Source organism: Methylomonas sp. 11b (assembly GCF_000515215.1).
Classification (GTDB): Bacteria; Pseudomonadota; Gammaproteobacteria; order Methylococcales; family Methylomonadaceae; genus Methylomonas.
On record NZ_KI911557.1, the window covers coordinates 2,574,070 to 2,597,271 of the forward strand.

The window sequence follows — 23,202 nt, forward strand, 5'->3', positions numbered from 1 at the left end:
CAAACTGTTCGGAGGCGCCAGCTTGACATTGAGTACCGCAAACCGAAGTCTGCGGTACATCTCAAAGAAACGGCCTGAAAGAAAAAACTAACATCATGAACGGGCATTCAAATTTTTCCAACTGCCCGCTCCAATCTTCAGGCTGTTTACGACAACTTAATTAAGCGGCGATCACATTAACCTTACCGTTACGACGCGCCAAACGGGTCATACCCAACAAACCGCCACCTAACAGAGCCAAGGTACCTGGCTCTGGAACGGTGCCGTTATCCACCACCGGAGGAGTCACAGCACCGAAACCGTCGAGATAGACATAGCCTCTGTGCCCGGTTGGCTCGCAGTCCGCAGCCAATAAGCTCAGCTGGTAAGTATGACCTAACGTAAGGTTAGTCAACTGCTCTACTTGCCAAGCAGTGTAGTAGTATCCGGTTGAAGCGTTATAGGTGAAACGCGAGTCAACGCCTGAACCGGTAGTAGCCGCGTTATATTCTCTGTTTACCAAAACTGACATACTGGTCAAATCTGTTAACGTTAATTTGAAAGTTGCGGCATCATTGACACCGTGAGCACCTTGCAATACCGCAGCCCACGCAAAGAAAATGCTGCTGTCTTGATAATTGCTTACCGTTTGCGTAATCGCGGAAGCATAACCGCCAGTAACAGTGTCTTCCACACGATATGAGTAATTCCCGCTATAGACTCGGTTAAGATTGTTCCCTGTGTTAGCATCAAAACCGGCAGTCACAATAGAGGAATGGTTTAAGGAAGAATTATAGTTACTGCCTCCTGGCAAGTAATTCACAGGATCCAGAGTTGAGTTTAATTCGTTACCTCTGTAGCCGCCGCCAGTTGTCCAACCACTCGCATCGCCGGTTTCAAAATTACCATTCACAAATCCCGCATGTGCGGCTGGGGTTAGTAGCACAGCAGCAACAAGCGCCGCAAAAGCATTGGTTTTCATAGTATCTCCAGAATTAAGTAGAAGTTAAATTTTCAATGGCAGCAGCTAAAATGGCTGCACGCCTCTGCAACAAAGCAAAATATGGGCAAATCTAAAATAAAAATAGCTAATAAATTGATATATATGACTTTTATGCTATAAATTACCCAGAAGAATACTCAACTTCCACTAAAAAATGTAAAATTTATCGACGTTTAATTCCATCGTACTTGGGGATATGGAAAGACTTTTACGTGACGCCCAAAACAGGCCATTGCCGGAGAGAACTTATGGTACAACGGGAAAGGCATGAGATTTGGAGACTAGCAACTTGCCCATTTTCACCCACAGACCAACTTGTAGATTTATATCCAACTAGGCATCACATAATTTAAGGACAGACCTAAAAACCCGGCACCGCCCGCGCCGGGTTTTACTTTAAAGAATTACAACAAATCAGCGAACATGATGGCGCGCATGACCTTCATGTCCATCGTCGTCGCGAGATTCACAACGTCCCAGAAAACCGGCATGTTCCGCATTAATCGACGCATCGCGCGCAGCTACTCCGGTGTCGGCGAAGTCGGTAAACAAGCCATCCACACCCAAATCAAAGTAATAAGTCATTTCCTGTTGCGGGTCAGCGAAGCCATAGCCGCTGGCATCATTGCGGAAGGTCCAGGTGTGCACTAGCAAGCCTTTGTCGTGGGCCATTTCTACTACGCCGGTGCTACCTTCGACAATACGGTCATTAATGTTGATTTTGCCATCGCCGTTGCGGTCAAAATCGACAGCTACGGTTTTCACCAGATAAGGCTTCCACGGACCTACCGCATCCGCGTAGGTATTTACAAAATCCAGACCGTCGTTGCTCAGCAAATCGGCGAAAGTACGTTGATCGCCTTTCACGACAAAGTCATACGGCTGTTTATACGGCGCAACCAGCGACATCGAGCCGTCGGCATTGACGTCGTCCGCATCGATCAGCTGTACCAATTTGATGTCGGTTTTGCGGTTCAAATATTGCAGATTGCTGACTTCGAAAGACTGGATGAACACCGGCGCGCAAGCACTGTTGCCGTATGCCTTATGTAGCTTTTTCAGCAGCTTGTCTTCGAAGAAATTTTTACCGAATAAAGGTTTACCTTTAGCGTTCTTCAGATCGGCGTGATAGGTGGAATGTTTGATTTCAGGGTAGATGCCAATCCGACGACCGGTTTTTTCGCTTTGCAGCTTGGCCAGCGCAATCACTTCGTTCAAGGTTGGGATTTCAAACTCGCCGTCATAAGAATTATCGCGACCGCGGGTTTGGATGGCGCGCAGGGTTTTGATTTCTTTCAAGCTAAAGTCGCTGGCAAACCAATCGGTTACTGCCACACCATCGACCATGCGGGTGGTTTTACGATCAGCAAATTCCGGGTGGTTCGCCACATCGGTGGTACTGCCTATCATCGGTTCGTGGCGAGCAATCATTTGGCCGTCCTTGGTCAGTACCAAATCGGGTTCGATAAAATCCGCACCCATTTCAATCGCCAAGGCATAGCCAGCCAGAGTATGCTCAGGACGATAGCCGGACGCGCCGCGATGGCCTATGACCAAGGGGCCGGCACTGGCATGTTCGTGATGTTCGCTGTGCGGCAGCGCCTGAGCACTGTTTTGCGCACCGATTGCAGCCAGCATGGCAATTGTCAATAACGTGGGTTTCAACATAAATGGAGTCCTTATTTTGCTTGAAGTTAAATGGCTTAACCAGAGAAATTGCCGGGCGGCAAATACCGCCCCGGCAACTTGGTGTTAGTCGTGATCGCGGTCGTGATGATCGTGCCCGCGCTCACGTTCGGCTTCCGCCGGCAGGGTTTTGCTGAAGACAACGGCACCGTCGATGTCCTTAAAATCCACCGTCATAGCGCGGCTTTTTTTGTCGATATTCACTTCACCAAAAAATTGCAGGCCAGCATAAGGTGACAGATTGGCTTGGCCGGCTGGCGGCGCTTTGGAGAAAACTACTTGTGGGCCGAAGGTGCCATCAGTGCTATTGGGGCCAAAGGAACCGGCATTTAACGGACCGGCGACGAATTCCCAGAACGGCGCGAAGTCTTTGGATGCCGCTTTGGCAGGATCGTAATAATGCGCGGCTGCATAGTGGACATCGGCAGTCAACCAAACCAGGTTGTTGATATGTTCATGCTTGATAAAACTCAACAAGCGAGCAACCTCCAGTTCCCGACCTGCTGCCGGGCCGTTGTTACCATTCGCAACCGCTTCCCAACGCGCTTGGCCTTGGGCAGTATTGCCATCACCGATATTCAAACCAATCGGCATGTCGGCGGAGATGACTTTCCAGGTGGCTTTGGAGCGTTTCAACTCATCCTGCAACCAAGCCATTTGCTCGGCACCGAGGAAAGCGGTTTCGGCATTTTCCTGGGTTTGCAGATTGGCGGTATTCGGGCCGCGATAGCTACGCATGTCCAGCACAAACACATCCAACAATTTACCGTAGGAAACTTTGCGATAAATCCGCTCGGATTCTTCGGCGTCGTGCGGACGCAGAGGTGCATATTCCAGGAAGGCTTTAGTGGCGCGGGCAATTAGCGTCGGTATATTTTTTTCGGTGTAGCGTGAATCATTGCTTAAGTCCTTGGAATCCGACCAGTTATTGACCACTTCATGATCGTCCCACTGCCAGATTTGCGGCACTTCGGCATTGAAGCGACGGACATTTTCGTCCAGCAAATTGTATTTGTAGCGGCCACGGAACTCGTCCAAGGTTTCCGCGACTTTACTTACTTCCGGCGTCACCACATTAGTCCAGACCTGGCCATTCTCGGCCAGCTTGCTCTCCGGAATCGGGCCATCGGAATAAACATTGTCGCCACTTTGAATGAAAAATTGCGGTTGCACTTGGCGCATGGCTTCGTAAATCTTCATGCCGCCGAAGCTTTCGTTGATGCCCCAACCTTGGCCGGCGGTATCGCCGCCCCAGACGAAACGAATATCGTCGCGTTTGCCGATAGTATGAAAATGTCCAATGACCGGTTCGCTTTTGCCGCGGGCGTTGGTCAAATCTTCAAACCAGACTTTGACATAAACGTCTTTGCCCTCGGGTAAACCCGTCAGGTCTTGGCGGGCGGTAAAGTCGGTCTCGGCCAAGGCATACGGACCGCGGACACTAATCGCGTCATTAAACTGCGGGTTATAAGCATATTTCAGCATCATGCGCGACGGGCGGTCGGCACGGCTCCAAACTATCGCACGGCCGGGTGCCAAATCACCGATCTGGATGCCTTGTTCCATTTGCGGCACATCAACGGTTTGTGCAAATACCGGCGCGTTCAGCGCTAACAAGCCGGCTATTGCCAATGCCAGTTTGGCCGGTTTTAAAAAATGACAGCTGGGTTTTAATACTTGCATCGCGACTGCTCCTAAGCGTTGTGAAGAGGCCGGGATTATAGGCAGCGGCAAATGACAATCTGATTAAGGTCCGCATAGAAAGAATCGGAAGATTTGCAGCGGATTTCGGCGACAGAGAAGCTTTCCGTTTGCTAGGTACCAGGCGGGCGCAGCCCAGCGCGTTTTGTGACGTGCTTCGCATTTAGGCACGGTTGTTGCTAAGCAACATTTTGTCTTTCGCTTTTTATTTCAATTAGTTACGATTGGTCTATTATTGATATTCCGTTAAAGCTCGGCGTTTGGTTCACGGGTGGATTAACAATTGCTTGGCCGCCGATAACGGCGTGCGTAAGCAGCCCGGCAAGTTGTTTTACCAAGCGCGCATATCAACATGCCATTCAAGCCGATACGACTAATGGTCGCCGGTTATGCCAGCTATAGCATTAATAACTATAACAATAGCAAGCAAGAGGAAGGAATCATGATCAAACCCGGAAGTACGCGGCGCGGAGCCAACTCCAAACAACTGAATCGTTTATTGACGATTCCGGTATCCCATATCAGTGAATTAGTGCGCTGGATGCTCGACTACGGCGGGGTGCCGTATCGGGAAGAAGGCAGCGTGCCGATGCTGCACTTACCCGCCTTCCTGTTGGCAGGCACCGATGCTAAGGCCATGCCGGTGTTGATCACCAGCGAAGCAACCTTATGTACGATGCGCGAATCGCTGCAATACATCAATGCCCGTTTGCCTGCCGAACTAAGGCTGTATCCACGCGACGAGAAAGGCATGGCGGAAACCGAACGCTTGCTGGCCTTGCTGGTGGACAAATTGGGCCTGGCGACGCGCAATTACGGCTATGCGATGTTGCTGCCACAAAAAGAAACGGTGCTGTCGTTCTGGCAACAGCGGGTGCCTAACTGGCAAAAATGGTTGGCCGAACGCGCTTATCCCGTATTGGCTAAAGCCATGGAAAAATCCCTGCCTGCTGATCCAGGACAAGTCGAACCCTGCAAACAACAAATCGAAGCGATCTTTGCGGAGCTGGATGCGCTGCTGGCCGACGGCAGAGCCTATTTGCTGGGCGACGGTCCCACCATTGCCGATTATTGCCTGGCTGCGCTATCCGCGCCGGTTTTGTTACCGGAACAATTTGGCGGTGTACAACCGCCCAAGGAGGCATTGCCCGCTGCCTACCAAGCTTTCGTCGAGCAGTTACGTGCCAGCTCTACTGGCGCCCTGGCCTTGAAAATGTACCGCGAACATCGACCCGCGCCAACACCAGTCCTGGACTATCACCCCACGTCCACCACACCGCAAAATTTCGTCAGTTACTACCTGGCGCGCGGTATCGCCCTATTGACCGGCGCCACAGTACAGCGCTGGCTATTCGGATTGTTACGTAAACATAAGCCGGTTTTGGTGTTGGGCAAACGCGCTTTGGTCACCAGTGACAGCGACGTGCGCGAGACCCTGGCGCGCGATACCGAATTCACCATCGCCGAAATCAACGCCCCGAATATGCAGCGTTTGAACGGGCCGTTTTTCTTAGGCATGGATCGCTCGGAAGCCTATAGCAAAGAGCAAGGCGCATTGCGCCGAGTGATCAAGCCCGGCGAAGACCAACTAATTCGCCGCATCGTCCGCCAGCATTGCGACGAGATGATCCAAGCCGCCTTGCCGGTGGGCCGCATCGATATGGTGTCGCAATTAACCCGGCCGGTGGCGCGGCGTTTTATTCGCGATTATCTAGGCGTACCTGGACCTGACGAAGTGACGATGATGCGCTGGATGCGTTCTTTGTTTCACGATCTGTTTTTGAATCTCAGCAGCCAGCGCAGTATTCAAATCACCGCCGAACAATCGTTCCGGGAAATGGGGCCGTATCTGCTGAATCTGATCGCCGAACGCCGGCAGCGCATCAAACAAGGCGAGCAGTTTGAAGATTTTCTATCGCGTCTCATCAAAATGGGCATGGACGGCGAGCACGATCTGGACGACGATGGCATTCGCCGCAACATCTCCGGCTTGATCGTCGGCGCGCTGGATACCACCTCAATGGCCACCACCTTGATTGTCGAGCAATTGCTTAGCAAACCCGATGTCTTGCAACGCGCCAAACAGGTGGTCGATGACGAAGACAAGCTATTGCACTTGTGTTTCGACGTGTTCCGTTTCAACACCATGGCGGCGGCTATGCGCCGACATTGCAAAAACGGCGCGGAGGTTGCCGGCGTCAAGATACCGCCCGGTACCGAAGTATTCGCGTTTACCGCTTCGGCGATGTTCGACGAAAGCGCTTGGCCGGAGCCGCTCAGTGTGCGTGACGATCGCGCTCTGGATCGGTATATGCACTTTGGCGACGGCATGCACCGCTGTTTTGGCGAATACATCAATCGCATCCAAATCCCAACCTTGGTAGCCAGTTTGCTGCGCTTGAACAACTTGAAAATAAGCAGCGGCATTTTGTACGACGGACCGTTTCCCGATCAATTTGTCCTGAGCTTTGATCGGTAATTTCTTCACCAGCACGATAATAATTTCAAGAGGACGTGTGTATGCAACAAAACCCCATGACCGTTATCACGGAAATATTGCCGGACCAGCTACAAAAGCTGGAGGCGTATCTGGCGCCGATAGGCACCGATATCAAAAACAATCCGGTGATTAAATTTTCCAATTATCAACAACTGCACTACTGCACCTTTTTCGTTATCCCCGGCACGCATCCCTCGGAGGTGGATACCGGCGAGCCGGCGCTACTGGCTTTCGAAGCCAATATCGACGGCGACGTGAAGCAATTCGTCAACGATTTGCTTGCCGGTAATCCGGACTTTGTGAATACCGTGTATAGCTGCTGCAAGGATTATCCGGGCAATAACACCAGCCAACTGGCCGACTATTTATTGAAAAACGATTTCGGTGCTAATGCCTTTTATGTCGCTCATCCGGGGCAAACCCGCAACACCATTTACGAGCAACAGCAAATCCGCCAACGTATCCAAGACTACATCGACGCCAATCGCCCGGCACTCGCGGCTAAACAGCCCGCCGAGATTCATGCCGACATCGTCAAACATTTAGGTAACATCAACAAACCCACTCCGCAGCCGTTTTTGAACAACATGGGGCAAAACATCTTCAACGGCTTGCTGGTCGTCTTGGGCATATTGCTAGTGGGCGGCTTCTTCGGCATGTTCGGGCCGCTGGTGGAGTTTTTGGCAGTATTGGTACTGATCGCCGGCGTCGCATTCGCAGTGGTGTTGCGCTGGAATGAAATGCGCGACAAACAGGACGACAAGCCCTGGGTTGTTTCCGAGCAAATGGAAGCTATTCAGCGCGTGGAAGACCGGCAATTGCAAAACCATCTAACCAGCGTCATTGACATCAAACCCGGCTGGTTCAGATTGACCACCTTACGCGTGGTGCTGGCAGGCATCAATCTGGTTGCCAAACTAGTCGCCACCAAGGGCGACCTTAGCGGCATCGTCACCATCCATTTTGCCCGCTGGGTGATTCTGCCCGGCAACAAGCGCTTGTTATTTATGAGCAACTACGACGGTAGCTGGGAAAACTATCTGGGCGAATTTATCGACCACGCCAGCGTCGGCTTGACCGCGGTGTGGAGCAACACCCAACTGGGTAAGGACCGCGGCTTTCCGGATACGCAATGGCTGGCCTTGCGCGGCGGCTCCCGCGACGAACAACGTTTCAAAAATTTCGCCAGAAACAGCCAGCTCGCCGAGTTGGTTTGGTATAGCGCCTACATCGATTTGTCCGTGAAAAATGTCGCCAATAACCGGGCGATTCACGAAGGTTTATTTTCCACGACCAATCTGGCTGCTTGGCTGAGATGCTTATAAAAGGACTCCAACAATGACCACCATCGATAAATTAGAAGACGTACAAGGCATCGTGTTTAGCGGCTATAACAAGCATATGGCCAACTGTAGCTATTACCTGTTAAAAATCGACGATGCCGGCAAAACCAAGCCCTGGCTGAAAAATCTGGTCGAACAAAAGCAAATCAGCCACGGCGCAGATAAACCGACCGACGAAACCGAAAACCGCATAAACCTGGCAATCAGTTATTCCGGTTTCGAACAGCTAAATCTGGATAAAGACAGCCTGTACAGCTTTGAGCTGTCCTTCCGGGAAGGCATGCATTCCGAGCATCGTTCGGCCCTATTGGGCGACCGTGGCATCAACGATCCTAGCGTGTGGGATTGGGGCAGCGGCGCCAAACGGGTGGATATGTTATTCATGCTGTTTTCCAAAAACGACGCTATCCACAACGCCAGCCAGAAATACCATGAAAAAGCCTTTAAAGGGGCCGGCTTGAGCGTCGTGCAGCGTTTGGATGCCGGCGAGAAAAAACAAGACGCCAACGGCTTTACTTTGGAGCATTTCGGCTTTGCGGACGGCATTTCAGACCCTGTCGTAGACGGCTTCCCGACTAACAGCGGCACCGGCGAAATCGCCACCGGCGAATTTTTGCTAGGTTATCCGAATCAATACGACGGCAAGCTTACCAAAATGCCACAGTTGGGTACTGCCGGCGAAGCCTTTGGCAAAAACGGCACCTATCTGGTGTTACGCCAGTTGAAGCAAGATGTCGGCGCGTTCTGGCAATTTATGGAAGAAGAAGCCGCACGCCAAGGTATTACCGCCGACTATCTGGCCGCCAAGTTCGTCGGCCGCTGGAAAAGCGGTGCAGTGGTGGAGCCCAATCAGGACACCGACCCTAACAAGGTCGATAACAGTTTTAACTTTACCAAAGACCCGCATGGCACCGGCTGCCCGCTGGGCTCGCACATTCGCCGCGCCAATCCCAGAGCAGTGGGATTGGGCGCTACCGAAGCGGAAGCACTAAAAGTCGCCAACCGCCACCGCATCCTGCGGCGCGGCCGCAGCTACGGCAATTTTCTGGAAAACCCGGCAAAAGACGACGGCAAAGAGCGCGGCTTGTTGTTCATCTGCTTGAACGCGAATATCGAGCGCCAGTTCGAATTTGTGCAACACACCTGGATCAACAGTGTCAAATTCGCCGGTTTGTACGATGAAGACGATCCGTTGATCGGCAGCGGCGTAGCGGAGAATCGCAATTTCACCATTCAGGATGAACCATTGCGGCGGCGGGTTTGCGGGTTTCAGCAGTTTGTCACCACGCGGGGCGGGAGTTATTTCTTTTTGCCTAGTTTGAGTGCGCTGGGGTTGCTGGGGAGTTCCTGATTGAACATTTTGAAGTAAGCATTTCCCGCTGGATAAGCTTGACGAAAGTAGCGCAGGCTCCTTTCGTCAAGCTGCGGCAACGATGCCAAAGCGTTGCGGCTCCCACGCCCCCTTCTCCTCAACCTTTGGGTGCAACATACCTAAATTCTCGGAGCAATTGGCCATTTAAACTTTTCAGTTTTGCCTCATGGCAAACTCTAGACGCTTCTTCTATGCTTAAAATCAATGATTAACGGCCTGGAGGAGTTGATGAGCATCAAGAATTGGCCTGCGGACGAACGACCCCGCGAAAAACTGTTGCAACGCGGCGCCACCGCGCTGACTGACGCCGAGCTGTTGGCGATTTTTCTGCGCACCGGCACGCCCGGCAAATCGGCGGTGGATATGGCCCGCGACTTACTGAGCGAATACGGTTCCTTACAGGCTTTGCTCGGCGCCGATCAACACCGCTTCTGCCAAAGCAACGGTTTGGGCGATGCGAAATACGCCCAGTTACAAGCGGTTTTGGAAATGGCCCGCCGCCATTTTGCCGAGATCCTGCAACGCGGCAACGCCTTGACCAGCCCGGACATCACCCGCGCCTATCTCAGCGCCCAATTACGCAGCTACAGTTTCGAAGTGTTCGCCTGCCTGTTTCTGGACAATCAGCATCGGGTGATTCAGTGGGAAGAATTATTTCGCGGCACCATAGACGGTGCCAGCGTTTATCCGCGCGAAGTGGCGAAACGGGCCTTGTTTCACCACGCAGCAGCGGTCATATTTGCGCACAACCATCCGTCCGGCATCAATGAACCCAGTCAGGCCGACAGGCAAATCACCGACAAACTGAAACAGGCCCTAGGCCTGTTCGATATTCGCGTGTTGGATCATTTCATCGTCGGCGACGGCCAGCCCTTTTCGTTCGCGGAGCATGGACTGTTATAAACTCACTCGCTCGGTCGAAACCGGGTTTCGAAGCATAGCGTCAGACGAACATAACGGCCCCAAAGGCTTTCCGCCGCCTGCCTGCAAAGTGTAGCTCAATCAAACCCTTTAAGTTGATTGACAAAACGCCTGGCGGCTCCCGCTTCCAATTGCTAATCTAGCTTTCGCTTAACGAAAACCCGGAGAAACCGATGCCTTGCAACCCGGAACCCACGGCCGACCCAGTGCGGGAACGCCTGTTAAAAGCAGCGCTCGACAGTTTTCTATCCGACGACTACCACAAAGTCACCACTCGCCTGATCGCGCAGAAAGCTGAAGCCAATGTGTCAATGATTCGCTATTACTTCGGCAACAAAGAAGGCCTTTACGAAGAGATGATCCGCGACACGATGGCACCGCTGTTAAAGGTACTGAATGGGCAAATGCTGGATTCGGTCGATGGCTTTGCCGACTTTCTCAACCTTTATTACCAAATCATGGCCGAACATCCGGAATTCCCCAAGCTGATCTTGAAAGTATTGGCACTCAAACAGGGACCGGGCCGGCGTTTTATTCAACAACTATTGGCTCGCGGACGCACGAACGGCGCAAAAAAGGTGGGAAAACTTAAATCCAGCGGGCAAGTGTCCGCGTCGATCGATCCCGACATTCTGCGGTTGGCTTTTGTCAGTCTGGCAATGATGCCGATGCTGCTGAAAGATATTTTCGAAGAGCAAATGGGCCGCCCGATGGATACCGCATTCTTGGCGCAACTCGCCGCTTTCAACGGCCGCCTGTTTTCCGCTGGCTTGGCGCCTAAGCCGTCTGCATAAAACGGAGCATAACCAATGTCATTACAAAAGCACGCCGGTGCGGTTTACCTGTTTAGCAAGTTACTGAAATTCGCGGACTGGTTGCAGCAACTGCCCCGTAAAATCATCCCGCCTCCCTTTAGGCTAATCCAGATCGGTTCGGCTTTCTGGCAATCGCGGGCACTATATGTTGCCGTTCGGCTGGATATAGCAACGACGCTGGCGAATCAAGCGCTTGCGGCCGAAGTTTTAGCCGCAAGGGTTTCGGCGCAAACGGATGCAGTCTATCGGCTGCTGCGCATGCTGGCCGCGCTGGGTATATTCGAAGAAATTTCGCCACGAATTTTCAAAAACAATGCGCTCTCGAATTACTTGCGGGAAGATCATCCCAACAATGTTCGCGCGATGATTTTAATGCACAACGCGCCCGAGATGAGCCGGCCATGGTTCGAACAATTGGAGCCAGGCATACGCACCGGTAACATACCGTTCGAGAGTGTGCACGGCAACGAACTGTATGCCCATATGGACCGAAATACCGAATTCGATGCATTGTTCGCCCGCGCGATGGACAGCGTCGAAGCTTTAACGGGCGACAGTTACGCCCGTGATTTTGCCTGGGAACGGTTCGAGCGCGTTATCGATGTCGGCGGTTCAAAAGGCAGTAAAGCGTTGACCTTATTAAAGCTGCATCCCCATCTAAGCGCAGTGGTGTTCGACCGGCCACAAGTCATTGATACCGCGGCTGACCATTGGGCCATCCATGCCGCGCCGCAACTGCTTGACCGCGTAAGTTTCGTGGCCGGCAACCTGTTAGAGTGGGCACCCGCCGCCAAAAACGGTAAAGACATTTACCTGCTCAGCGCGGTTCTGCACGGGATGGACCAGCAAAACTGCGTTCGCACCCTGCGCAATCTTGCCGCAGCGATTGGCGACACCGGGGCTGTAATTGCCATTATGGAATTAGTCATGCCGGATTCCCCAGCTGATTTTGCCAGTGCCGCGTTCGATATGCAGATGTTTATGGCTACCCAAGGCCGAGAACGTACGCTTAGCGAATGGCATCAACTTTTCGCCCTAGCAGGGCTGGCGCTACACGAACAAGTCAATCTGCGCGCTATGGGTAAAATACTGGTCGTGATGCCGAACGTTGGTCTTTAATTCGGCCGCCGAACCGTTGCGGCAATAAACTATTGAGTATCTTGCCCTACCGACGGCCGGTACTGACTTAGCACCCTCTCCGCCAGACGCGAAAACGGCATGCTTTGGATCCACACCGAACCTGTACCTTTCAAGGTCGCCAGAAACAAGCCTTCGCCGCCGAACAGCATGCTTTTCAAGCCGCCGCTCATACCGATGTTGTAATCGATATCGCCGCTGAAGGCCACCAGACAGCCGGTATCCAGACGCAAGGTTTCGTTACGCAACTCCTTGCGAATCACCGTGCCGCCGGCGTGAATAAAGGCCATGCCGTCACCGCGCAGGCGTTGCAGAATAAAACCTTCGCCGCCGAAAAAGCCGCTGCCCAAGCGTTTGTTAAAGGCAATATCCACTTGGGTGCCGTACGCGGCAGCCAAAAACGCCGATTTCTGGCAAATCACCTCCTCACCCAATTCAGCCATATTCAATGCCGCGATTGAACCGGGAAACGGCGCGGCAAACGCCACCCGGCGTTTTTGCGAACCGTGATTGGTAAAATGAGTCAAAAATACCGACTCGCCGGTCAGCATACGCTTGCCGATACCAAACAGTTTATCCATCACCCCGCCGGAACCGTCGCCCATCTTGGCTTCAAAGTCGACATCTTGTTCGAGATAGGTCATCGCCCCCGCTTCGGCGATCACGGTTTCTTTGGGGTCGAGCTCGACTTCGACCATTTGAATGTCATGACCGATAATCTGAAAATCGACTTGATGGCAACGCATAGGTATATCCTCTTATTGAGTTGAAAAATTAAGCGCTTGCTGAGCAGACTCAACCGAGCTGAAAAAATTCATAGCAGCCGCGGCCATGCTGTTTGGCAAGATACATGGCCTGATCGGCGTGACTGAGTAAACAATCCGGTGTACCCACATCCAGCGGACATAAAGTAATACCGCTACTGACACCAATCTTCGCGGTTTGCCCGCCGATATAGTAGGGCTGGGAAATCGCCTGATGAACACGCAACAAAGCCTGCTCACACTGCGGCTTGGATTCCAGACCGCCCATCAATAAGGCAAATTCGTCGCCGCCTAATCGGCACACCGTATCATCCTCGCGCAGATTAGCCTTTATCCGCTCAGCCACCTCGATCAGCAATGTATCGCCAGCTTCATGGCCGAACTGGTCGTTGACCTGTTTGAAACCGTCCAGATCCATATACACGACGCCCAATAACGTACTATCGCGTTTACAGCGCGCCAAGGCCTGACAAAATCTGTCGTTGAACAAAATACGATTGGGCAATTGCGTCAATGGATCGTGATGTGCCAAGCGCTCGAGTTCCTGCTGCTGGAGTTTGGCTTGGGTAATGTCGGAAAACAAACCGACATAATTCAGAATTTCGCCGGTGCGGTTGCGCATCGCCGAGATCGTCAGCAATTCGACATATAACTCGCCGCTCTTCTTGCGATTCCATATCTCGCCTTGCCAACAGCCCTCGGTTTGCAGGGTTTGCCACAAGTTTTTATAAAACTGCGAATCATGTTTTCCCGATTGCAGAATACTATGATTGCGGCCAATCACTTCCTCGCGGGTATAACCGGTTATCGCGCAAAACGTCGGATTAGCATCGATAATGTTGCCGGCCGCATCGGCGATGGTGATGCCTTCATGCGCATCGCTAAACACTCTGGCCGCCAGTTGCAACTTATCTTCGGCGCGCTTGCGCTCGGTAATATTGGTCAAAATACAATGAATAACCGCCGGACGGTTTTTATCGCCTTGCAAGCGACCGTCGAGAATCACGGTCAGCATGTGCCCCAATTTTGTCAGCAGCGACAATTCGCATTCCAACAAACCATAATGATTGAGCATTTGCAGTTTTAATTGAAAATCCTGAACCGATTCCGGCGCGACAAATTCAAACAATTTTCGGCCTATCAGTTCATCAACGTCGTAGTCCAGCAGCGCGCACAATTGCGGATTCACATCCAACAAATTACCTTGCCTATCCATTGCCAGATAAGCCACCGGCGAGTTTTCGAACAAGCTGCGGAACCGGCTTTCGCTTTGCCGTAACGACTCGGTCAATTGCAGGGCAATCGCAGCGTTTCGGCGCGCATTGATATAGGCCCAGGTAATAAAAAACAGCAAAAAGCTGATCAGCACCAACGCCAATACTTCAACCCAGGGCGGCTCGAATTTGGCGGTCTTGCTGAAGGCTGGCATGGCCGTGTAACGCAACGTCCAAAAATGCCCGCCCAAATCCAGACGCTGGCTGCGTGTCTTCGCATCATCCTGGGTTTTAAACGCTGCCGGCACCAAGCCGGTCTGGCTATCGTAAAGCAGGCCATCGGCGCTGAGATCGTCCTGATCAAAAATTTCCAGGCGCAAGGCCAATAAATCCTGTCCCAGGATGGCTTTCAGCAAGTCATTCATACGATAAGGAATGTATACCCAGCCCAGTAGAGCGGAACGGCGCTGCTCTGAGGTTTGCGGGATGCTGCCGTTGCGATACACCGGGAAGTACGCCAACATTCCGGCTTGTAAATCGGCCTTGGTTTCCTGGATTAGAACCACCTTACCGGTGTAGGCCAACTCGCCCTTATCCCGCGCACGCTCCATCGCTTTGCGCCGAATCGGTTCTGAGTACATATCGTAACCGAACGCGCGGAGATTGCGGCCGCTGAACGGTTCCAAATAGATGATGCTGGAATACTCGGTGCGCGGCTCTAACGGATTAACTACATAGTCAGGAAAACCCTGGCGACGAATATCGGCAATATGCTGTTCGAGCTGCCCGGCGGGAATCCGAACCGTATAGCCCACGCCTTGCACCCCGGGATGGCTGCGATCCAACTCCAGCATTTCGACAAAAGCGCGCCAGTCCTCTCGGGTAACCTCGTCGCTGGCGGCGAATAAGCCGGCGGCGCTACGTAGCGTTTGGCCATGCAAAGCCATGCGTTTGCTGATGTCGCTGGTAAGGCGTTGGGTTTCGAAATCGAAATATTCCTGTAAACGCTGCTGATAACGCCAATTCAGATCTTGCCAAGCCACAAACAAGGCAGACAGCGAAATCAGCAAAATCAGGAGAGCCGGATAGTAATGCCGGTAGCGCGCTAATAACTTTTGTGGAGCAGGGCCAGTAGTCATGCTTTCCCCTGTTGATATCGGAATATTCCGTTTCAGACCGTCGACCAAATTAACGCCTAAATCTGCGCTTAAAAGTATAGCGTGGTCATTGCGATTAGTATCCGGCGGAATTCGGCATCAAACCATCGGTACTCACTGCTTGAAGATAATCCCCTGGGCACTTCGGAATAGTTAAATCTGTGGCCGGCGCTGCTCTAACTTTCTAGCGGTTTGGGCAAAGCATTAGAGGCCGAGTGGGTGACGACCGGGAGAAGGCAATTGTTTAAACAGGTTGGGTGCCAGTCCTGTGTGGGCAGTTGGGCTCCCGCTGGAGCGGGAGTGCCCGATATTTTAAGAACCTGCTTAATACGCCAGCAAGTTCACCAAAATCTGTTGGTAAATCCGACTCAAAACTTCCAACTCATCCAGACCGATATGTTCGTTAACTTTGTGAATACTGGCGTTCAACGGCCCCAGCTCAATCACTTGCGCACCGGTCGGCGCGATAAAACGGCCGTCAGAGGTGCCGCCGCCGGTATCGTCCAAAGTCTGGAAGCCGCAGACGCTTTCAATCGCGGCATGCGTGGCGTCGATCAATTCGCCTTGCGAGGTCAGGAATGGGTTGCCGGACAAGCGCCATTGCAAATCGTATTTGAAGCCGTGTTTGTCCAAAATTGCCTGGGTGCGGCTCTTGATGGTGGCTTCATCCAATTCGGTGCAAAACCGCAGATTGAACTGCACCTCCACCTGGCCGGGAATGATGTTTTCCGCACCGGTGCCGCCGTTGATATTGGACACCTGCAAGCGGGTTGGCGGGAAGAATTGATTGCCGTGGTCCCACACTTCCTCGGTCAACTCTTTTAAAGCCGGCGCAAACGTATGAATCGGATTTTCCGCCAATTCCGGATAAGCCACGTGGCCTTGAATACCCAGCACCGTCAGTTTGGCGCATAAGGAGCCGCGCCGCCCCACCCGAATAACATCGCCGATTTTTTTGTCGCTGGACGGTTCACCGACCAGACACCAGTCGATTTTTTCGCCGCGCTGTTCCAGTACTTCGACCACTTTGACCACACCGTGAGTGGCTATGCCCTCCTCGTCACTGGTCATCATTATGGCTATCGAGCCTTTGTGCTCGGGATATTCAGCCACAAAACGCTCGATGGCCGTGACGAATGCAGCAATGCCGCCTTTCATATCCGCCGCGCCACGACCATAAAGCTTGCCGTCGCGGATAGTCGGCTCGAACGGCTGCGAATCCCACGCCGCCAGTGGCCCGGTCGGCACCACGTCGGTATGCCCCAAAAATACGAACAGCGGCGCCTGCTGCCCTTTCCGCAACCACAGGTTTTGGGTGTCGGCAAAATTCAGGCGTTCGTCAGTAAAGCCAAGCTTGGTCAAACGTTGCGCCAGCAAATCCTGGCAACCGGCATCGTTGGGGGTCACCGATTCGCGACGAATCAGCGCTTCTAACAGGGAAAGGGTTTCGCTCATTATTCGGTAGGGTACTGATCGGGATTGAAGCCGACGATCAGTTGCTGTCCATCATCCAGAATCGGGCGCTTGATCAAGGTCGGCACAGCCAGCATGAGTTGCACGGCTTTGTCGGGGGTTAAATCGGATTTTTGGCCGTCGTCCAGTTGGCGCCAGCTTGTACTGCGCTGGTTAAGCACGGCATCCACGCCCAGCGCATCGACAAAACTTTGCAGCAAAGCGGCTTCCAGTCCATCGATCCGATAGTCGTGGAAGCGGTAGGCAATCTGCCGCGCTTCCAGCCAGGTTCGCGCCTTTTTGACGCTATCGCAGTTTTTGATGCCGTAAACTACGATCATGCAGTGTTAGCCTTCTTCGCCGGCCAGCAGTTCTTCGATGCTGGGCAGTGAGTCGTCGGCTTTGGCACGGGCTTTGTAAACATCGACAAATTCCATGAAGGCTTGCTCCAAATCGTCCAGTACTTCTTCCTCGTCGGTCACCTCATCTTCCGGGATCTCGCCGGATTCCAGATAATCTTTTTGGATAGCGATCTCGCCGTTCAGGGACAACAAGGCGAGGATTAGGGCATTATTGGAAATATTTTCTGGCATGGTGTGCTCGCAGGTTAGGATTGAAGAGAAAAACGGAGCCGGCAAAGCGGCATTAAAATCAGGTGCGCGGCTGCAGCGTATCGAAAGGGTTCGCATTCATGCTGTTTGGCCTCCTTGGCACTAGTGGCAGCATTGTAACGCATAGCCGCTCATCCTTGCCATGCGTTAACGCACCCTCGGCTACCACCACGTTCCGCCGCACAATTATTTTCCGTCCTGAATTCGACTGCTTGGCATCGCAGTATTCTTATTCGCGAACGCTAGCTTACCAGCTCGATATACAAATGCATTAGTCGGCCTCGAAAATCCCTCATGCCGACTCAACACTCACAGCGAGAGACGCCAGCCGGACACTCAAAATGTCTAAAGCCGTTTCAACTGTATCCGCGTTCTTAATGCCGGCAGCCAACTCCTGCTGGAAAAATGCAAGCAAGGCAAGTTATGCGGCGTAATAGTCACTTGCCAATGTTCATCTCGAAAAAACATCAGTTTTAAATTGGCTTCGTCCAGCACCAACACCTCGTTCAACAAAAATGAGCCGTAGGGCACAGCAAACGAACGCGCCGCCAACACCTTGAGCTGGCCATCCAGCAAGATTATCTCCGTGGCTTCTTCAAAGGGACAATCCCAATCGCAGATTAATAGGTATTCGTGGGCCGGCGTTTGAAATTGATGTAAAAGCCGGTAGCCCGGTACATAACAAGAACTCGGCAAGCCATTGATCATTAATTGGGTCTGCAACGGCCAGTGTTGATAGTCACCGGCATGATCTTTCAAGGAAAAAATATCGATTGTTTGCATCAGTTCGATTTGAAAAAAACGCGTGTCCGGATTGATTTTCTCATAGTCGATAGCCCGGCAAATTGGCGTTAATCCATAGTCACTTGGGCGCATCGTTTAGCTGAAACTTCGGCACTACAAGCTGAAATCCCCCATTTTATTGGCCTCGTTGTTTACAATAGCCGCTAAAGCACTTTTTTAACCGAGAAAATCAGCTCAATTCAATTCACTTGCGAAGCATGGAGCCGAACTCGTCCCACCTCATACCGCAACACCATTAAAGTACAGGACATATTTCCCCAATGAAATTCACCGACACGGGCACCCTGATCAACTGGCAGTTAGACGATATTCATATTATCCAACCCTTACACGACAAACCAGACGGCGGCTCGCGGGGCGGCGTGTATCTGTGCATACCCAACTTTGAAGAATTAACACCGCCTTTCGCGCTTAAACACGGCGAATATCGGATAACACCTTGCGACAGCGACCTGCCGCATCAAAAAAACCTCACTGCGCCGGCTGATGTGAATTGGGGTTCTGTCGAGGTAATAACCGACTGGCAAGAGCTGACGGAAGCAAACGGCAAAACCCTGACGGTCAGCACCCGGATTCGCGCGGTGTCGGAAACCGCGCTGGTTCGCCCCGGCTTTCACCCTTATTTCTCGATTTCGCCTAACAGCTTTATCGACATTGCGGATACGCAGATCGAAGTTGCAACGCTCCCGCACGATAGCTTAAGAGTACACCACGCAAAATCGCCAGCAGCACCGGTCAAATTGAGCACAGCTGATTACACGGTCACGATGGCTTGCAATATATCGCCATTGTCGGAAAGTCTAGCGTTGGCGTTTGGTATTTGGAGCGATAAAAAAGCCGAGTATGTCTGCATCGAGCCTATCATCGGCCAGCAACCCGGCCCGGACGGCCTGCCGACGCCGCTGACATTGCAACAGGATGAAGAGTTGGTGATGGTGTTTACGATTCGGGCGGAGAGCGTGGGATTTGCGGCTTAGCCACCAATTTTAGGCGGAGATAAACCGACAGACTTGCCGGCCTACTTGGCTTTTCATGCGCGGCTACATGCCACAAACTTAAAAAAACTGCGAGTCATCGACTCCCGTATATTTTGCGGATTTCCATACGCCTCGCTGTGATACCAAAGTTCTGGCGCCAAGGCTGATGGAAAGACGTACATAGGCGCCGCCAAACCGGCCACCGCTAACTCCGGCTCAAGAAAGGTCAGATCCTGCTTGATCAAAAACAGCGGCTGAAACGCCTGGGCCTGTGAAACCGGCAGGTCGTTAAGACCCAGGGCAGAGTTAGCAGATTGCGTAACCGCCAGCGGCGTCATTGACAGCGTCGTAAAACCATTGCCAAAGTTCAGCCGAAACCAATAAGTAAATGCACTTTTAGCTGAAGCGACAAAAAACACCAACTCGCCGTCAGGCGCGACGACCGTTGGTTTTAACTCAAACCCAGCGGTATATTCCGGATCTGCCATCAGTTCGTACCGAGCTCGCTCGATAGGACAATCGTCGGCGACACTCACCCCGGCAGCCAAACTAGATACCAACATCAGGGCAAAAATAATAGCCTTTGTCATAGTCGAGGACCTTGGGTTAGGTTGATTGCAGAGCTTAAACACTGGGTTTCACTGCCGTTCCACCCAGCCTAGCGTTCTGACGTTACATCAATCCCGCAACAACTCATTAATCCCGGTTTTGCTGCGAGTTTTTTCGTCCACTTGCTTGATGATCACCGCGCAATACAAGCTGTGGCTGCCGTCTTTAGAAGGCAGGTTACCGGAGACGACCACGGAGCCGGCCGGGATGCGACCGTAGCTTACTTCGCCGGTCATGCGGTTGAAAATCTTGGTGCTTTGGCCTATGTAGACGCCCATCGATACTACGCAGTTGTCTTCGACGATGACACCTTCGACGATTTCGGAGCGGGCGCCGATGAAGCAGTTGTCGCCGATGATGGTGGGGTTAGCTTGCAGCGGCTCCAACACGCCGCCGATGCCGACGCCGCCGGACAAATGCACGTTTTTACCGATTTGCGCGCAAGAGCCGACCGTTACCCAGGTATCGACCATGGTGCCGCTGTCGACGTAAGCGCCGATGTTGACGTATGACGGCATCAGGATCGCGCCGGGCGCAATGTATGAACCGTAACGGGCGACCGCATTCGGCACCACACGGACGCCGGCTTGAGCGAAATCGGCTTCGCTGTACTGGCCGAATTTGGTCGGCACTTTGTCGTAATAACGCACGTCGCCGCTTTCGATGACTTTGTTTTCGTTGATCCGAAACGACAGCAACACGGCTTTTTTCAGCCATTGATTGGTGACCCAATCGCCGTCTTTTTTCTCGGCGACGCGAGCTTCGCCTTTGTCGAGCATATTCAAGACTTCCGCAACCGCGTTACGGACTTCGGCGGAGACTGTGGACGGGCTGATGTCGGCGCGGTTTTCAAAGGCGTCGTTGATGATGGTTTCCAGGTTTGACATGGTATTTCTTAGGGTTAGTGATTAACGGGGATAGGATGTGCCGACGCAGGAGGCGCATCGTCTTCGCGACCGATGCGCTTCACGTTGTTCAGCACATCCTATGGGTTGTTTTCATTGAGAAATGCTTTAATCCGTTGCGCAGCTTCTACACACTCTTCAATAGGCGCGACCAAGGCAATCCGCACATGATTGGCGCCGGGATTGATGCCGCCGCTATCGCGCGACAAGTAGCTGCCGGGCAGTACCGTAATGTTTTGCTCGGCAAACAGCTTTTGCGCAAATTCTGTATCCGAGATCGGTGTCTTCAGCCAGATGTAAAAGCTGGCCGGCGGCCGGCTGATCTCGCACACATCCTGCAAAATCTCGATAAACGCGGTGAATTTGTCGCGGTACAACTGGCGGTTGTGCCTGACATGCTCTTCGTCGTTCCAGGCGGCGATGCTGGCGTGCTGGGTCGGCACCGGCATCGGGCAGCCGTGGTAGGTGCGGTATTTGAAATACTGCTGCAACACCTCGGCGTCGCCGGCGACAAAGCCGGAACGCAATCCCGGCGCGTTGGAGCGTTTGGACAGGCTTTGGAAAATTACGCAGCGTTTGAAATCGGTGTTGCCGGCCTGATAAGCGCTTTGCAGCAAGCCTTGCGGCGGATGGGCCTCGTCGTCGTAGAGCTCGGTGTAACACTCGTCCGAAGCGATGACAAAATCGTATTTTTCGGCCAAAGCTAATAATTTCAGATGATCGGCTGGCGTCAACACCGTGCCGGTCGGGTTGCCCGGCGAGCAGATAAAGATCAACTGGCAACGTTGCCAAATCGCCTCCGGCACGCTGTCAAAGTCCGGCAAGTAGCCGTCGGCCTCGACCGTATTCAGATAATACGGCTCGGCACCGGCCAGCAGAGCTGCACCTTCGTAGATCTGGTAAAACGGATTGGGCATGATCACCACCGGCTTGTCGGCAGAATCAATTACCGCTTGCGCCAGCGAGAACAAGGCCTCGCGGGTACCGTTGACCGGCAACACCTGGGTTTCGGCGTCCACACCCCCGGCCGGAATCCCAAAGCGGCGGCAAGTCCAGTCGGCGATGGTCTGCCGCAATTCCGGCAAACCTTTGGTGGTCGGATATTGGGTCAAGCCGTGCAAATGTTGCAGTAAGGCTTCCTGAATAAAGTGCGGGGTGGCGTGCTTGGGTTCACCGATCGACAGAGCGATATGCGCTTTGTCGACTGGCGGCGTGACGCCTTGTTTCAGCGTGGCAAGCTTTTCAAACGGGTACGGATGTAACTGGGATAAATGCGGGTTCATTATTTGCTGCAACGCGGTTGTCTGCCGGCACCCCAGGCTTGTTGCTGTAGCTGGACGGCTCTGCCCATATTTTGATTCAAATTATCGATGCGGCTGGCATGCGATGGATGAGTGGACATAAATTCGATAGGCTGACCGCCCTGCGCGGCTTTGTCCATTTTCAACCATAAATTGACGCTTTGCCGCGGGTCGAAGCCGGCTTTGGCCATTAAATCCAAGCCTATGGTATCGGCTTCGGTTTCGTGAATCCGGCTGTACGGCAGGATTACGCCATATTGCGCGCCCACGCCCAACAGGCCCAATGCGGTTTGACCCAAGGCGGTTTGCGGCTGCGTCACCGCTTGCACCATGGCCAAACCGGTGCTGACCGCCGTTTCCTGCGACAAGCGCTCGTTGCTGTGTCTGGATAACACATGGCCAATTTCATGACCGATTACCGCCGCCAGCTGGTCCTGGTTATCCACCAAATTGATCAGTCCGGTATGCACGCCGATTTTGTTGCCAGGTAGGGCAAAGGCGTTCAAGGATTCGTCTTCAAACACCACCACTTCCCATTGCCCGCCGGTTTGCTGGGTAATAGCGTACGCCACGCATTGGGCGAACTGGCTGTAGCGCTGATTGCCGCTGATCGGGTTTTTGCTCTTCATACTGCTGAAGGCTTGCAAACCCATCTGATCGACCTGATTGTCCGGCATATAAATAAACTGCGAGCGGCCGGTGGGGCTGGTGGCACAAGCGTTTAGCAACAAGGAAACAGCTGTGCAAAGAAAGAGTTTTTTCAACATGGCGACAACATCCGCAAGGAAAAGAAGCGGCATTCTAGCGTAACTTGTGGGCCGGGGTTAAAAGCTTTTTGGCCAATCAAGCCCAGTTCCAACTCCGGATTGAACCCAGGCTATTTGCAGAGCAGTCCCTGGAAACACCTCGATTGTTTTTGTCAGCCGCTGCCAAAGAAATAAAAATCGCCGG

20 protein-coding genes are annotated in these 23,202 nt (G+C 52.7%); 7 read left to right on the forward strand and 13 right to left on the reverse strand.

The window, feature by feature from the left end; translation table 11 throughout:
• Positions 1–160: 160 nt before the first annotated feature.
• From METH11B_RS0112365 to METH11B_RS0112375, 3 genes are all read right to left on the reverse strand, one after another.
• Positions 161–961: a PEP-CTERM sorting domain-containing protein gene (locus tag METH11B_RS0112365; RefSeq protein ID WP_026602278.1), complete on the reverse strand. Its 801-nt coding sequence runs from the start codon at positions 959–961 to the stop codon at positions 161–163.
• Between the two features lie 435 nt (positions 962–1,396).
• Complete coding sequence (locus tag METH11B_RS0112370) at positions 1,397–2,650, reverse strand: glycerophosphodiester phosphodiesterase (protein WP_026602279.1); 1,254 nt, start codon at positions 2,648–2,650, stop codon at positions 1,397–1,399.
• 84 nt (positions 2,651–2,734) lie between these two features.
• Positions 2,735–4,351 (reverse strand): alkaline phosphatase D family protein, encoded by a 1,617-nt coding sequence (locus METH11B_RS0112375; protein ID WP_026602280.1) that lies wholly within the window; start codon positions 4,349–4,351, stop codon positions 2,735–2,737.
• 460 nt (positions 4,352–4,811) lie between these two features.
• On the opposite strand from METH11B_RS0112375, the gene METH11B_RS0112380 reads away from it, so the two are divergent.
• The 6 genes from METH11B_RS0112380 (at position 4,812) to METH11B_RS0112405 (ending at position 12,439) form a co-directional block, all read left to right on the forward strand.
• The gene (locus METH11B_RS0112380) at positions 4,812–6,848 is read left to right on the forward strand and encodes a cytochrome P450 (RefSeq protein WP_197026953.1); all 2,037 of its coding nucleotides are present in this window, start codon (positions 4,812–4,814) and stop codon (positions 6,846–6,848) included.
• Positions 6,849–6,889: 41 nt separating this feature from the next.
• Complete coding sequence (locus tag METH11B_RS0112385) at positions 6,890–8,194, forward strand: hypothetical protein (RefSeq protein WP_026602282.1); 1,305 nt, start codon at positions 6,890–6,892, stop codon at positions 8,192–8,194.
• 13 nt (positions 8,195–8,207) lie between these two features.
• Positions 8,208–9,563, forward strand: a complete 1,356-nt coding sequence (locus METH11B_RS0112390) for a Dyp-type peroxidase (RefSeq protein ID WP_026602283.1) — start codon at positions 8,208–8,210, stop codon at positions 9,561–9,563.
• Positions 9,564–9,812: 249 nt separating this feature from the next.
• The gene (gene radC, locus METH11B_RS0112395) at positions 9,813–10,487 is read left to right on the forward strand and encodes a RadC family protein (RefSeq protein ID WP_036277444.1); all 675 of its coding nucleotides are present in this window, start codon (positions 9,813–9,815) and stop codon (positions 10,485–10,487) included.
• A gap of 191 nt (positions 10,488–10,678) precedes the next feature.
• Complete coding sequence (locus tag METH11B_RS0112400; protein WP_026602285.1) at positions 10,679–11,299, forward strand: TetR/AcrR family transcriptional regulator; 621 nt, start codon at positions 10,679–10,681, stop codon at positions 11,297–11,299.
• Between the two features lie 15 nt (positions 11,300–11,314).
• Positions 11,315–12,439, forward strand: a complete 1,125-nt coding sequence (locus METH11B_RS0112405) for a methyltransferase (protein WP_026602286.1) — start codon at positions 11,315–11,317, stop codon at positions 12,437–12,439.
• A gap of 29 nt (positions 12,440–12,468) precedes the next feature.
• On the opposite strand, the gene METH11B_RS0112410 is transcribed toward METH11B_RS0112405, so the two are convergent.
• From METH11B_RS0112410 to METH11B_RS27835, 6 genes are all read right to left on the reverse strand, one after another.
• Positions 12,469–13,203, reverse strand: a complete 735-nt coding sequence (locus METH11B_RS0112410; protein ID WP_026602287.1) for a TIGR00266 family protein — start codon at positions 13,201–13,203, stop codon at positions 12,469–12,471.
• Positions 13,204–13,252: 49 nt separating this feature from the next.
• Complete coding sequence (locus tag METH11B_RS0112415) at positions 13,253–15,574, reverse strand: sensor domain-containing diguanylate cyclase (protein WP_026602288.1); 2,322 nt, start codon at positions 15,572–15,574, stop codon at positions 13,253–13,255.
• 342 nt (positions 15,575–15,916) lie between these two features.
• Entirely contained in the window at positions 15,917–17,047 is a 1,131-nt protein-coding gene (gene dapE / locus METH11B_RS0112420) for a succinyl-diaminopimelate desuccinylase (RefSeq protein WP_026602289.1), read from the reverse strand.
• Entirely contained in the window at positions 17,047–17,385 is a 339-nt protein-coding gene (locus METH11B_RS0112425) for an ArsC family reductase (RefSeq protein WP_026602290.1), read from the reverse strand. Before METH11B_RS0112425 ends, dapE begins: the two co-directional genes overlap by 1 nt.
• A gap of 6 nt (positions 17,386–17,391) precedes the next feature.
• Complete coding sequence (locus METH11B_RS0112430; protein WP_020484624.1) at positions 17,392–17,637, reverse strand: hypothetical protein; 246 nt, start codon at positions 17,635–17,637, stop codon at positions 17,392–17,394.
• Between the two features lie 363 nt (positions 17,638–18,000).
• Entirely contained in the window at positions 18,001–18,531 is a 531-nt protein-coding gene (locus METH11B_RS27835; protein ID WP_026602291.1) for a hypothetical protein, read from the reverse strand.
• A 188-nt stretch (positions 18,532–18,719) separates the two neighbouring features.
• Here METH11B_RS27835 and METH11B_RS0112440 point away from each other — a divergent pair, with 188 nt between their 5' ends.
• Entirely contained in the window at positions 18,720–19,436 is a 717-nt protein-coding gene (locus METH11B_RS0112440) for a hypothetical protein (RefSeq protein WP_026602292.1), read from the forward strand.
• A 53-nt stretch (positions 19,437–19,489) separates the two neighbouring features.
• On the opposite strand, the gene METH11B_RS0112445 is transcribed toward METH11B_RS0112440, so the two are convergent.
• The 4 genes from METH11B_RS0112445 to METH11B_RS0112460 all read right to left on the reverse strand — a co-directional run bounded on the left by METH11B_RS0112445 (position 19,490) and on the right by METH11B_RS0112460 (position 23,018).
• Positions 19,490–20,026, reverse strand: coding sequence for a hypothetical protein (locus METH11B_RS0112445; RefSeq protein WP_026602293.1), 537 nt, complete (start codon positions 20,024–20,026; stop codon positions 19,490–19,492).
• An 87-nt stretch (positions 20,027–20,113) separates the two neighbouring features.
• Positions 20,114–20,932, reverse strand: coding sequence for a 2,3,4,5-tetrahydropyridine-2,6-dicarboxylate N-succinyltransferase (gene dapD, locus METH11B_RS0112450; RefSeq protein WP_020484620.1), 819 nt, complete (start codon positions 20,930–20,932; stop codon positions 20,114–20,116).
• Positions 20,933–21,030: 98 nt separating this feature from the next.
• On the reverse strand, positions 21,031–22,233 hold the full coding sequence (gene dapC, locus METH11B_RS0112455) for a succinyldiaminopimelate transaminase (RefSeq protein ID WP_026602294.1): 1,203 nt from the start codon (positions 22,231–22,233) through the stop codon (positions 21,031–21,033).
• Positions 22,233–23,018, reverse strand: a complete 786-nt coding sequence (locus METH11B_RS0112460; RefSeq protein WP_026147142.1) for a M48 family metallopeptidase — start codon at positions 23,016–23,018, stop codon at positions 22,233–22,235. The genes dapC and METH11B_RS0112460 overlap by 1 nt, the downstream gene beginning before the upstream one ends.
• Between the last annotated feature and the right edge of the window lie 184 nt (positions 23,019–23,202).

What these genes read in the sequence shown, in the direction of transcription:
- METH11B_RS0112365 (WP_026602278.1), bottom strand. Translation starts at nt 961, where the DNA reads ATGAAAACCAATGCTTTTGCGGCGCTTGTTGCTGCTGTGCTACTAACC.
- METH11B_RS0112370 (WP_026602279.1), bottom strand. Translation starts at nt 2,650, where the DNA reads ATGTTGAAACCCACGTTATTGACAATTGCCATGCTGGCTGCAATCGGT.
- METH11B_RS0112375 (WP_026602280.1), bottom strand. Translation starts at nt 4,351, where the DNA reads ATGCAAGTATTAAAACCCAGCTGTCATTTTTTAAAACCGGCCAAACTG.
- METH11B_RS0112380 (WP_197026953.1), top strand. Translation starts at nt 4,812, where the DNA reads ATGATCAAACCCGGAAGTACGCGGCGCGGAGCCAACTCCAAACAACTG.
- METH11B_RS0112385 (WP_026602282.1), top strand. Translation starts at nt 6,890, where the DNA reads ATGCAACAAAACCCCATGACCGTTATCACGGAAATATTGCCGGACCAG.
- METH11B_RS0112390 (WP_026602283.1), top strand. Translation starts at nt 8,208, where the DNA reads ATGACCACCATCGATAAATTAGAAGACGTACAAGGCATCGTGTTTAGC.
- radC (WP_036277444.1), top strand. Translation starts at nt 9,813, where the DNA reads ATGAGCATCAAGAATTGGCCTGCGGACGAACGACCCCGCGAAAAACTG.
- METH11B_RS0112400 (WP_026602285.1), top strand. Translation starts at nt 10,679, where the DNA reads ATGCCTTGCAACCCGGAACCCACGGCCGACCCAGTGCGGGAACGCCTG.
- METH11B_RS0112405 (WP_026602286.1), top strand. Translation starts at nt 11,315, where the DNA reads ATGTCATTACAAAAGCACGCCGGTGCGGTTTACCTGTTTAGCAAGTTA.
- METH11B_RS0112410 (WP_026602287.1), bottom strand. Translation starts at nt 13,203, where the DNA reads ATGCGTTGCCATCAAGTCGATTTTCAGATTATCGGTCATGACATTCAA.
- METH11B_RS0112415 (WP_026602288.1), bottom strand. Translation starts at nt 15,574, where the DNA reads ATGACTACTGGCCCTGCTCCACAAAAGTTATTAGCGCGCTACCGGCAT.
- dapE (WP_026602289.1), bottom strand. Translation starts at nt 17,047, where the DNA reads ATGAGCGAAACCCTTTCCCTGTTAGAAGCGCTGATTCGTCGCGAATCG.
- METH11B_RS0112425 (WP_026602290.1), bottom strand. Translation starts at nt 17,385, where the DNA reads ATGATCGTAGTTTACGGCATCAAAAACTGCGATAGCGTCAAAAAGGCG.
- METH11B_RS0112430 (WP_020484624.1), bottom strand. Translation starts at nt 17,637, where the DNA reads ATGCCAGAAAATATTTCCAATAATGCCCTAATCCTCGCCTTGTTGTCC.
- METH11B_RS27835 (WP_026602291.1), bottom strand. Translation starts at nt 18,531, where the DNA reads ATGCGCCCAAGTGACTATGGATTAACGCCAATTTGCCGGGCTATCGAC.
- METH11B_RS0112440 (WP_026602292.1), top strand. Translation starts at nt 18,720, where the DNA reads ATGAAATTCACCGACACGGGCACCCTGATCAACTGGCAGTTAGACGAT.
- METH11B_RS0112445 (WP_026602293.1), bottom strand. Translation starts at nt 20,026, where the DNA reads ATGACAAAGGCTATTATTTTTGCCCTGATGTTGGTATCTAGTTTGGCT.
- dapD (WP_020484620.1), bottom strand. Translation starts at nt 20,932, where the DNA reads ATGTCAAACCTGGAAACCATCATCAACGACGCCTTTGAAAACCGCGCC.
- dapC (WP_026602294.1), bottom strand. Translation starts at nt 22,233, where the DNA reads ATGAACCCGCATTTATCCCAGTTACATCCGTACCCGTTTGAAAAGCTT.
- METH11B_RS0112460 (WP_026147142.1), bottom strand. Translation starts at nt 23,018, where the DNA reads ATGTTGAAAAAACTCTTTCTTTGCACAGCTGTTTCCTTGTTGCTAAAC.